This window comes from Humidesulfovibrio sp., assembly GCF_035560995.1.
Classification (GTDB): Bacteria; Desulfobacterota; Desulfovibrionia; order Desulfovibrionales; family Desulfovibrionaceae; genus Humidesulfovibrio.
Genome location: NZ_DATMYK010000113.1, coordinates 1 through 9,271, shown reverse-complemented (window position 1 = coordinate 9,271; position 9,271 = coordinate 1). Strand labels below are relative to the sequence as shown.

Below are 9,271 nucleotides of genomic sequence, written 5' to 3'. Positions count from 1 at the left end.
GGGGGGCGCTCGTTCTTCCCCGGCGTGGTGCCCGCGAGCTTGAGCCCGCTTTTGCAGAACAGCGTGGCCGTGGGCGGGTTCACGGCCTTCATCCTGAGCACCATCGCCTATCTTTCGCCCAAGAAGGGCGTGGGCGGCGTGTTCAAGGCGGATGTTTCAGAGGTGGCGGGATTGCAGAAGCTGCTGGCTTCCGGTCGGCAGCGCCTGGGCCTCACGGACGAGATGTTCAACATCCTTTCGCTGTGCTGCGAGGAGGTCTTCTGCCACATGGCGGCCGGTGGCGGGATTGGGGGCGCACCGGGCGCAACGGCCGTCGGGGAGGCGCGCGAGCGCACCTTGACCCTGCGCATCTCCAAGACGGACGAGGGCTATTTTACGGAAATGGTCTGCGGCCACATGATGGACGACATCAACAACTTCGCCCTGCCGGAGTCGCTTCTGCAGGCCGATGCCGACGAGTTGAGCCAACTGGGCCTGGTGTTGTTCGCGCAGTATGCGCGCAACGTGAAGCACCTGGAAATCTCAGGATACTCCTACATCTCGTTCGAGGTGTAGGGCTGCGAGGCGGGACCTAGGCCTGCGGGCTTTCCGCCGCGCCGGGCACCGGCAGGGGCGGGGCCTGAATTGCGCCGAACTTCAGCAGCAGTTCCGAGAGCTTGGCCTTGACGTTCTGGGTGGTGCGGGCCACCTGCGCCAGATCGATGACCACCAGAAAATCGCGCCGGAAGGGGGCGCCCTCCCACAGTCTGCGCACCTCGGCCTGAAGGGGCTCCTCCAGTTGCAGCACCTGCATGATGGACACGAGCTGTTGCGGCGTGCGGGTTTTGAACAGCAGCATGTCCGGCCGGGTGGGGTCGGCCAGCCAGATCTGGCTTTTGCGGATGCGCGTGAGCCCGCGTGAGGCCAGGGCGTCCACGGCGGGCACGGGGCTGCGGCGCAGGGCCGCGGTCTTGATGGTCACCTTGGCGCCCTCGTCGCGGGCCTTGTCGCGCAAGAGGCCCACGAAGGCGCTCTCCAGCAGGAAGAACAGCACACGTTCAAGGGATTCGATGGACAGCCCCTGGGCCAGGGCGCGCACGGCGTCCAACTCGTCGGAGCGCAGGCTGCCCAGTGCGGTAAGGAAATCCTCGCGCGATTTGCTGAGCACCAGCACCGCGCCCAGGGCCAGGGCCACGGCCTGTTCCATGAGAAAGGGCAGAGGATGCTTCTCCTGGGCCTCCTGTCCGGCGGCGCGGGCCTGCATGGACCGGTGCAGGCTTTCGGCCACGGGGTCCATGCACACGATGAGCGCGGCGCTTTCCAGGTGTTCCAGCAGCATCTCTCCCGGCAGGAAGCCCAGGCCCTTGAGCAGGCAGGCCTGAACCACCTTGCGCACGGCCAGGCGTTCCGGCGTGGGGGCGCTGGCCTTGGCGAACCCGGTCTGCACGCGCGTCTGCTCGATCTCTCCCGGGCTGTCGTGCAGTGTGGCCAGCACGTCATCGAAAAGATAGCGCACCACCACGGTCTGGCCGTCCTTGGACAGGTGGAACTTGCCCGCGCGCGTCAGGTGCTCGTAGCCCTCGGCCACGTGCTGGGCGATGAAGCGTTCCACAAACTCGCGCCAGAAGCCCTGATCGAACTCGTTGTTCTTGAGGATCTCCGCGAACTGGGACAGGCCCGGCGCGCCGAAGTGGCGCATGATGAGCTCTTCGAAATTATCCGTGGTGAGGCCCATGGCGAAGACCATGCCCTGCACGCTTTTGACCAGGAGCGACTCGGTGTTGCGCAGAAGCGCGGTGGTCTGCTCCATGGCGGCCTGGTCGGCGGCGGCGGTCTCCTTGTCCAGGCGGTTCAGCAGCACGGGGAAGTTGCCGGCCAGCTTGCGCAGCACGGAATCGGCCGGGTGGTCGGACCTGCGGCACAGCAGGTTCACGATGCTCTGCTGCTGGGTGGCCAGCATGGGGTATTCACTTATGCCCCCGCTGTTGACCTCGATGAAACAGAGCAGCAACTCGCGTTCCAGCACCTCGCGCAGGGCGCTTTTCGCCTTCAGGGGCCGCAGCACGGCAAGATAGCTCTCCAGGCGCGCGGACCAGGCAGGCCGTGCGTCATGGGCGGTGGGAGGGGTCTGTGCCGCTGGGGTCTCGTCCACTGCTGCTCCTGGGCTCGTTCTTGGGGTTGGAGCGCCATTGCCGAGTCTGCGTATTTCTACGTTGAGGGAATCACCATCACTTCGGCCTGTTTGCAGGAAAAATCAAGACCCTGGCCAGAGGAAATGCGCGTGGCCGGGCAGAATGACGCGATTTTGCGGCGGCCGCTACAGGCCGGAGCCGAAGTTCAGGGCGTCGGGCCGGTGGAAGTAGAGCTCCACGCGGCCGTTGGTGACCTTGTTTTCCTGGGTGGTTTCCGGACGCAGGGGGCGCGTGGCGCCATAGGAGATGGCCCGCACCCGCGTGGAGATGATGGCCCCGCTTGCGCTGACGTAGCCCGCCGCCGCGGCCGCGCGCGCGCCGGAAAGCTCCCAGGGCGAGGCGAAGGCGCCGCCCGTGTGCTCCTGCTGGGCCGCGTGCCCGCGCACCAGAAGGTCCATGTTGTATTCCTTCAGCACGCCCAGAGCCTCGTCCAGCACGCGTCTGGCCTGGGGCGTCAGCTGGGCCGAGCCGGGGGCGAACATGGCGCTGTTGTTGATGCGCAGGAGCACACCGGTCTCGTCTGAGGACAGCCCGCTCTGGCTCATGAGTTCCGGGTTGTCCAGGATGATGCGCTTGAACTTGGAGGCGATCTCGAAGCGCTGCGAGCGCGACTGGGCGTCGTCCGGCTTGGGGATGCCGCGCACGGCACGGTCCGCGGTGTTGGCGTTCACGTCCAGGATCATCACCGGCCCGCCGGGGCCGCTGGTGTCGGAGGCGGGCTGGAAGTAGGTGGAGAGCACCTGCTTGGTTTCCGGCGGCACGATGTTCAGAATCCACATGAGCAGGAAGAAGGCCATCATGGCCGTGACGAAGTCGGCGTAGGCCACCTTCCAGGAGCCGCCGTGGAATTTCTTGCGCGCCATGCGGTTCTCCCCCGGGCCTAGCGGCCCTTCAGGGATTCCTCCATCTCGAAGAAGGTGGGGCGCACGTCCTCCGGGATGGCTCTGCGGCCGTACTCCACGGCCATGACCGGGCTTGAGCCCGCCACGGCGGCGCTGATGGCCGCCTTGATGACGTTGAAGTAGGCGTTGCGTTCCTGGGCCAGATTCTCCAGCTTCATGGCCATGGGCCCGATGAAGCCGTAGCAGAGCAGCACGCCCAGGAAGGTGCCCACCAGGGCCGCGCCGATGCTGTGCCCCAGCACTTCCGGGGGCTGGCTTATCTGCCCCATGGTGAGGATGACGCCGAGCACGGCGGCCACGATGCCCAGGCCGGGCAGGGACTCGGCCATTTTGCTGATCATGGTGCTGGTGCCTTCGGCCTGGTCCAGCATGGTGTCCATGTCGAGCTTCATGAGCTTTTCCAGCTCGCCCTGGTCACCGGTGGTGATGAAGACGCGCAACGTGTCGCAGATGAACAGCACGGCGGCCTGGTCTTTGTTCACAAGCGGGTAGTGCGAGAAGAGGATGCTTTCCTGCGGATGTTCCACATCGCGTTCGATGCTGGCGACGCCTTCCTTGCGCATCTTTGCGAACAGGATGTTCAGGAGCTTCAAAAGCTCAAGATAGTTCTCCCTGCTATAGTAGCGCATGGAGATTATGAGACGAATGCTCTTCAGTACTTGAAAAAACATGGAGCGCGAAGACCCGATGAAGAACGCGCCAATGACCGCGCCGACTATGATCATGAATTCCGCAGGCTGGAAAAGAACCTGCAAGGGGCCGTTCTCAACGGCAAAGCCGCCGATGACTGCAACAAGCACGATTGCGATGCCAATCAGTGTGAACATAAACCGGCCCTGTGTAGTATGTGCGTTTCAGGAGTCATTACTACACCTCGGGCAATGCCGTGTCCAGCTCCAGCAGCAGGCGATTCAGTCGCACGCCGCGTGATTCCGGGCGTTGGGGCGCGTTCTCCATGCGCAGCACCTCGTCGCACCAGGCCGCGAGCTCGCGGATGGCGTAGCGGGCCACATAAAAGAAGGTCAGGCTCTTCTCGTCGCGGTCGGGCTGGGCGCGGTAGAGGATGTTCAGGGCCACGCAGAGGCCGCCGTCCTCCGTATCGTACACGGCCACCGGAACCGCGCCCAGAAGCAGCGACAGGGAGTGTTCCTCCTGGGCGGAGAGGGGCTGCGAGAGCTTGAGATAGACGTAGCACAAGCAGTCGTTGGATCTGAGCCGGGCCAGTGTCTCGGCGCTCCCGCTGCCGAGGGCGTCGGGCCGGGCCAGGGTGAGCTTGAGTCCGCTGGCCGAAATGTCCTCCAGCCGCAGGAGCTGTGAATCCCCTCCGCAACGCAGATCGGGCCGGCCAAGCTCCAGCAGGTGCAGGCGCGTGGGCGTATGGCTGGGCCGCACCCAAAGCGCAGCTTGCTGGAACAGGGAACGGGGCACCGGCACGCGTAGATTCCGTCTGTCTGCCAGGCTTCCTTGGGGCTCCATGAGAAACCTCTGCTTTCGACATGTTATAATCTGAGGCTATATTTTTGACATGAAGTATCGAGATTGGCAAGGGCTCGGCCTTGGGCACCCATAATTTTCTGCTTTGGGGCGGCGCTTGCGGATGGCTTTGCATTTCCCCGCTTTCGGGCTACACTGCGCAAATACGATGGGAGGCGGACGGATGCGGTTTCTCGACTATGTGCGGCAGCAGGGCTACAGGCGCTACACCGGAACGGTGTCGGCAGCGGTGTATGCCTATTTCCGCTGCGAGAATCCCGGCCGCGCCCAGTGGTGGTTCAAGCCCGGCAGTTTTCAGTGCGCGGGCTGCAAGGCCCAGTGTGAAACCGACAGCCCCGACGGTTTTCAAACCTTCCTCACCATGGATACGCGCGATGCCCAACGTGATCTCTGAGCGCGCCCGGCCCTGGCTGCCGGGTTTTGTCCTGGCCGTCGGCCTTTGCTTAAGCCTGCTTGCGCCCGCAGCGGCCCAGGCCGCGGGCGATGACCTGAAGCTCAACCTGTGCAAGCAGGTGCTCTCCCGCATGTTGTGCAAGAAAACGAACGAGTTCGGCTACGTAGGTAAGCTCGACGAAGGCGTGTACGTCATCAGCGTCTTTTACGCGTCCAAGAATTCCGAACTGTTGTGCGCTGTCACCCCGGACGGGCAGGTCATCGTGCAGGACCGCACCTGGCGGGCCATGCGACGCGTGATGCACTACGAGCCGGATTACGAGGGCCGCTGCCTGGTGTCCAGCTACTCCTCGCCGGAGTGCCCGGCAAAGGGCGCCATCAAGGTCTGCCCGCCCAAGGGGCCGCAGGATCCCAAGGACCAGGTCAAGGAGACCTTCTGGAACCGGCCCGTGCCTAAGATCCTTGAGGAAGAGTACAAGGCCATGAGCGGCCGCGAACAGCAGAACGCCACGGCCCAGCCCCCGGCCGAGGGCGGCGAGAAATAAGCGGCGGCCCTTGTGGCGCGTAGCATCCGGCCGTCTCGCCTTTCGGGTTGCATAGAAGTATGAAAACGAGGATACTCTGCGCATGATCGACCCTGCGCAGCAGACTCAGGAGCCTCGCGCCAGCAAGGCCATCTTCGTGGCCCGGCAGCCCATTTTCGACGTCAAGGAAAAGGTCTGGGCCTACGAGCTGCTCTTTCGCAGCAGCGGCCATGCCAAGACGGCGGATGTGGCCGAAGACGACCTGGCCACGGCGTCGGTCATCGCAGACGGCTTCGCCCTGGCCTTCAGCGGCATGGACAAGAGCCGCAAGGCCTTCATCAATTTTCCCCAGCGCCTGCTTCTGGACGACACGGTCTACGCCCTGCCGAGGGAGATCTGCGTGGTGGAGGTGCTGGAGACCATCATCCCCACCCCGGAGATGCTCACCTCCCTCAACAACATCAAGAAGCACGGCTACATTCTTGCCCTGGACGACTACGTGGGCCAGCCCGGGTACGAGGAGATCCTCCGCTTGGCGGACATCGTGAAGGTGGACGTGCTGGGCATGGAGCCGGAGCGCCTGCGCCAGGTGAGCGCGAGCCTTGGCAAGTACGGTTGCCGCCTGCTGGCCGAGAAGGTGGAAGACCGCGCCACCTACGAGCTGACGAAGCAGTTGGGCTTCACCTTGTTCCAGGGTTTCTTCTTCAGCCGGCCGGAAACCATGACCGGCAGCAAGGTGCCCACCCCCGTGCTGGCCAAGATGCGCCTGCTGCGCGCCCTGGCCGGAGACGATTTCGACGTGCGCGAACTGGCGAAGATCATTTCCACCGATCCGAGCGTGAGCTACCGCCTGCTGAACTTCATCAATTCCGCCGCCTTTTCTCTAAGGGCCGACATCAAGTCCATCAACCAGGCCCTTACGCTGCTGGGCCGGGTGCAGATCAAGCAGTGGTTCCTGGCGGTCATCATCTCCGACTTCGACTCCTCGGCCAAGGTGCAGGAGGCCGCCTACACCTCGCTGCAGCGCGCCCGCTACCTGGAGAGCATGGGCAAGCTGTACAAGTCCGCGCAGTTCCCCTCGGATACGCTGTTCCTGCTGGGCCTGTTCTCCAAGCTTGATGTGCTGCTGGCCCAGCCCATGGACAAGCTGCTGCAGAACATTCCGCTCGACAAGAACGTGGAGGCCGCGCTTTTGTCCAAGCCCTCCCCCTACTGGACCTGGCTGTCCCTGGTGGAGGACATCGAAATAGGCAACTGGGAGGATGTGTTCCAGTTCCTGGAAGCCCGCGAACTTGACCAGGAGTCTTCGGCCAGCAATTACGCCGAGGCCATCACCTGGACACAGACACTGCTCCGCATGAAGGGAGGATCGTGATGCCGGTGAGCCCGCGCACCGTTTCGTTGTTGTTGGCCTGCGTCCTGACTCTGGGCGGCCTGCCCGCCCTGGCCCAGGACGCCCCGCCCCACGAGGGCGAAGGGGCGCGCCGCCCGGCCGTCGCATCCAAGCCTGGCGCAAAGGCCGCGCCCAAGGCCCCGGCCACCGCCAAGCCCGCCGCAAAAAACGCGGCCCCGCAGCAAAAGAAAGCCGCCGCCGCCCCGGCCAAGAAGAGGGGCCCGGCGGTGAAGGACGACGGCAAGCCCTATCTGCGCTCCGCCGACAAGAACCACGACGGCCGCATCACCAAGGACGAGTTCTTCGCCGGAAGCAAGAAGCGCTTCGCCAAGGCCGACACCAATCACGACGGCATCATCTCCCCGCAGGAGGCCAAGGCCGCCAAGGCCAAGCTGCAGGAGAAGGAAGCCAAGCGCGACGCCAAGCGCCTGGCCGAAGGCAAGCCGGTGAAGCGCAAGAAGAAGAGCGACAAGCCGCCCAAGCCCTATCTGTCCACCTTTGACAAGAACCACGACGGCCGCGTGAGCCAGAAGGAATACCTGGCCCGGCGCGAGAAGAAGTTCTCCGAGATGGATCTGAACCACGACGGCGTCATTTCCAAGGAAGAGGCGCGCATCGCCAAGCAGAAGCTTTTGGAGCGGCGCGAGGAGAAGAAGGCCCTGGCCAAGGAGCGCCGCCTGCGCAAGATCGAGGAAGTCAGGCTGAAGTCCCAGCAGGCCGGAGCCAGTTCGCCCGGGCCGGAGCTTACCGCCCCGGCCTCGCCGCCGCCCGCCGCGCCGTTCACTCCGCCGGCCACGCGCCCGGCCGCGCCCGGGACCCCGGCCCCGCAGGACGCGCCGCTCACGCCCATCGCGCCTGGGCTGCCCGCCCAGCCGGAACCGGCGACCTAGCCCGCCGGGCATATCCCAAACGCGACACGGCCCGCCTTCCTGCACAAGAGCAGGGGGCGGGCCGTTTCACGTCGGCGTGCCGGAAGCGATGGCAGGGGGCGGGGCCAGGGCGGCTTGCCGTCCTGAAGAAGAGCGTGTGGGGCCGATCTTGGACTCAGGCGCCGGCCCGCGCGCCATTCGTCAGATCTTCAGGCGCACGGTGTACACGTGCTGGCCGCGCTGCACGCTCAGGATCAGCTGGTTGTGCATCTGATAGCGGTAGAAGGCCGTCAGCAGGTCGGCCTCCGTGGCCGTGCGCAGGCTGCCTATCTGCAGAATGACGTCGCCGGGCCTGAGGCCCAGGCGCAGGGCCGGGCCCTCGGCCCGCACGGAGAACACCTCCACGCCTGGCGTGTTTTGCCCGGCCGTCTTGATTCCCGCCGCCGGAACGGCGGGCTGGGACGCGGGCATGGGCGTAAAGCCCCAGCGCCAGCTGATGAGCCCCAGGCTGGCCTCGCGCTCCAGCACCTGCGGGCGCATCTGCACCTGGAACTGCTGTTCCGCGCGGCTCAAAAGCACGCCCAGGGTCTCGCCCCGGGTGAAGCCGGAAAGCAGGCCCAGAAACTGCGCCTTGTCCTGCACCTTCTGCCCGCCCATGGCCAGCAGCGCATCGCCGGGCCTGATGCCCGCCTTTTCCGCCGGGGTGCCGGGGAACACGTCCGTCACCACCATGCCGCCGGGCTTGGGCAGGCCGTAGAAGGCCGCCTGGTCCGGGGTCATGTTCTCGCCCAAAAGGCCCAGCCAGATGTGCGCCACGCGGCCCGTGGCGATGAGTTCGTCCAGCACGCTCTTGGCCTTGTTGATGGGGATGGCGAAGCCCAGGCCGCCGCCGCGCGCGTACACCGCGGCGTTGATGCCGATGACCTGGCCTAGGATGTTCAACAGCGGCCCGCCGGAATTGCCGGGGTTGATGGCCGCATCGGTCTGGATGAGGCCGGTGATGGTCTGCTGGCCGGTGTTCATGGAGCGGTCCAGGGCCGAGACCACGCCGGTGGTCACCGTGTGCGAGAGGCCGTAGGGGTTGCCGATGGCGATGACCGGCTCGCCGATCATGAGGTCGGCGGAATCGCCCATGCGCGCCTGGGGCAGGGGCGGCTCGTTTTGCGGCACGTCGAGGCGCAGCACGGCCAGGTCCATGTCCTGGTCCGCGCCCTGGAGCACGGCGGTGAACTCCCGGCCGTCCTGCAGGCGGGCGGTTATCTGCGTGGCCCCGGTGATGACGTGGGCGTTGGTGAGCACAAAGCCCTTGCGGCCGTCGATGATGACGCCGGAGCCGAGATTTTGGGCGGTCCTGGCCTTGGGGGCTTTGGGCGGCTGGGCCTGGGCTTCCCCGAAGAAGCGTTGCAGCAGCGATTCCCCGGCAAAGGGGGCCTTGACCTCGCGTGCGCTGATGATGCTGACCACGGCCGGGCTGGCCTCCTGCACCACGCGCACCACGGGTGTGCGGCGCGGGTCGGCCTGGGGG

Annotated in this window: 10 protein-coding genes; 5 read left to right on the top strand and 5 right to left on the bottom strand. The window is 65.4% G+C overall.

Annotated elements, in window-relative coordinates; genetic code table 11:
• Positions 1 to 555: hypothetical protein (locus VN419_RS04445; RefSeq protein ID WP_325644863.1), on the top strand; the 555-nt coding region annotated here is incomplete at its 5' end.
• Between the two features lie 16 nt (positions 556 to 571).
• On the opposite strand, the gene VN419_RS04440 is transcribed toward VN419_RS04445, so the two are convergent.
• The 4 genes from VN419_RS04440 to VN419_RS04425 form a co-directional block, all read right to left on the bottom strand.
• Positions 572 to 2,131 carry a hypothetical protein gene (locus VN419_RS04440; RefSeq protein ID WP_325644861.1) on the bottom strand — a complete coding sequence of 520 codons (1,560 nt, stop codon included), beginning with the start codon at positions 2,129 to 2,131 and terminating at the stop codon, positions 572 to 574.
• A 165-nt stretch (positions 2,132 to 2,296) separates the two neighbouring features.
• Positions 2,297 to 3,034: a flagellar motor protein MotB gene (locus tag VN419_RS04435; protein WP_325644859.1), complete on the bottom strand. Its 738-nt coding sequence runs from the start codon at positions 3,032 to 3,034 to the stop codon at positions 2,297 to 2,299.
• Between the two features lie 17 nt (positions 3,035 to 3,051).
• Entirely contained in the window at positions 3,052 to 3,900 is an 849-nt protein-coding gene (gene motA, locus VN419_RS04430) for a flagellar motor stator protein MotA (RefSeq protein ID WP_325644857.1), read from the bottom strand.
• 40 nt (positions 3,901 to 3,940) lie between these two features.
• The gene (locus VN419_RS04425; protein WP_325644855.1) at positions 3,941 to 4,507 is read right to left on the bottom strand and encodes a hypothetical protein; all 567 of its coding nucleotides are present in this window, start codon (positions 4,505 to 4,507) and stop codon (positions 3,941 to 3,943) included.
• A 223-nt stretch (positions 4,508 to 4,730) separates the two neighbouring features.
• On the opposite strand from VN419_RS04425, the gene VN419_RS04420 reads away from it, so the two are divergent.
• The 4 genes from VN419_RS04420 (at position 4,731) to VN419_RS04405 (ending at position 7,767) form a co-directional block, all read left to right on the top strand.
• Positions 4,731 to 4,961: a DNA-binding protein gene (locus tag VN419_RS04420; RefSeq protein ID WP_325644853.1), complete on the top strand. Its 231-nt coding sequence runs from the start codon at positions 4,731 to 4,733 to the stop codon at positions 4,959 to 4,961.
• Entirely contained in the window at positions 4,942 to 5,505 is a 564-nt protein-coding gene (locus VN419_RS04415; protein WP_325644851.1) for a hypothetical protein, read from the top strand. The genes VN419_RS04420 and VN419_RS04415 overlap by 20 nt, the downstream gene beginning before the upstream one ends.
• Positions 5,506 to 5,587: 82 nt before the next feature.
• A complete protein-coding gene (locus tag VN419_RS04410; protein ID WP_325644849.1) occupies positions 5,588 to 6,859 on the top strand; it encodes an EAL and HDOD domain-containing protein in 1,272 nt (423 codons plus the stop codon).
• Positions 6,859 to 7,767, top strand: a complete 909-nt coding sequence (locus tag VN419_RS04405) for a hypothetical protein (protein WP_325644847.1) — start codon at positions 6,859 to 6,861, stop codon at positions 7,765 to 7,767. The genes VN419_RS04410 and VN419_RS04405 overlap by 1 nt, the downstream gene beginning before the upstream one ends.
• A 180-nt stretch (positions 7,768 to 7,947) precedes the next feature.
• Here the strand turns inward: VN419_RS04405 and VN419_RS04400 are convergent.
• Positions 7,948 to 9,271 (bottom strand): trypsin-like peptidase domain-containing protein (locus tag VN419_RS04400; protein ID WP_325644845.1); only part of this gene is annotated, 1,324 nt, incomplete at its 5' end.

Bases quoted from the DNA above. Each gene is read 5' to 3' on its own strand.
- VN419_RS04410 (WP_325644849.1), top strand. From the start codon at position 5,588: ATGATCGACCCTGCGCAGCAGACTCAGGAGCCTCGCGCCAGCAAGGCC.
- VN419_RS04405 (WP_325644847.1), top strand. From the start codon at position 6,859: ATGCCGGTGAGCCCGCGCACCGTTTCGTTGTTGTTGGCCTGCGTCCTG.
- VN419_RS04435 (WP_325644859.1), bottom strand. From the start codon at position 3,034: ATGGCGCGCAAGAAATTCCACGGCGGCTCCTGGAAGGTGGCCTACGCC.
- VN419_RS04420 (WP_325644853.1), top strand. From the start codon at position 4,731: ATGCGGTTTCTCGACTATGTGCGGCAGCAGGGCTACAGGCGCTACACC.
- VN419_RS04415 (WP_325644851.1), top strand. From the start codon at position 4,942: ATGCCCAACGTGATCTCTGAGCGCGCCCGGCCCTGGCTGCCGGGTTTT.
- motA (WP_325644857.1), bottom strand. From the start codon at position 3,900: ATGTTCACACTGATTGGCATCGCAATCGTGCTTGTTGCAGTCATCGGC.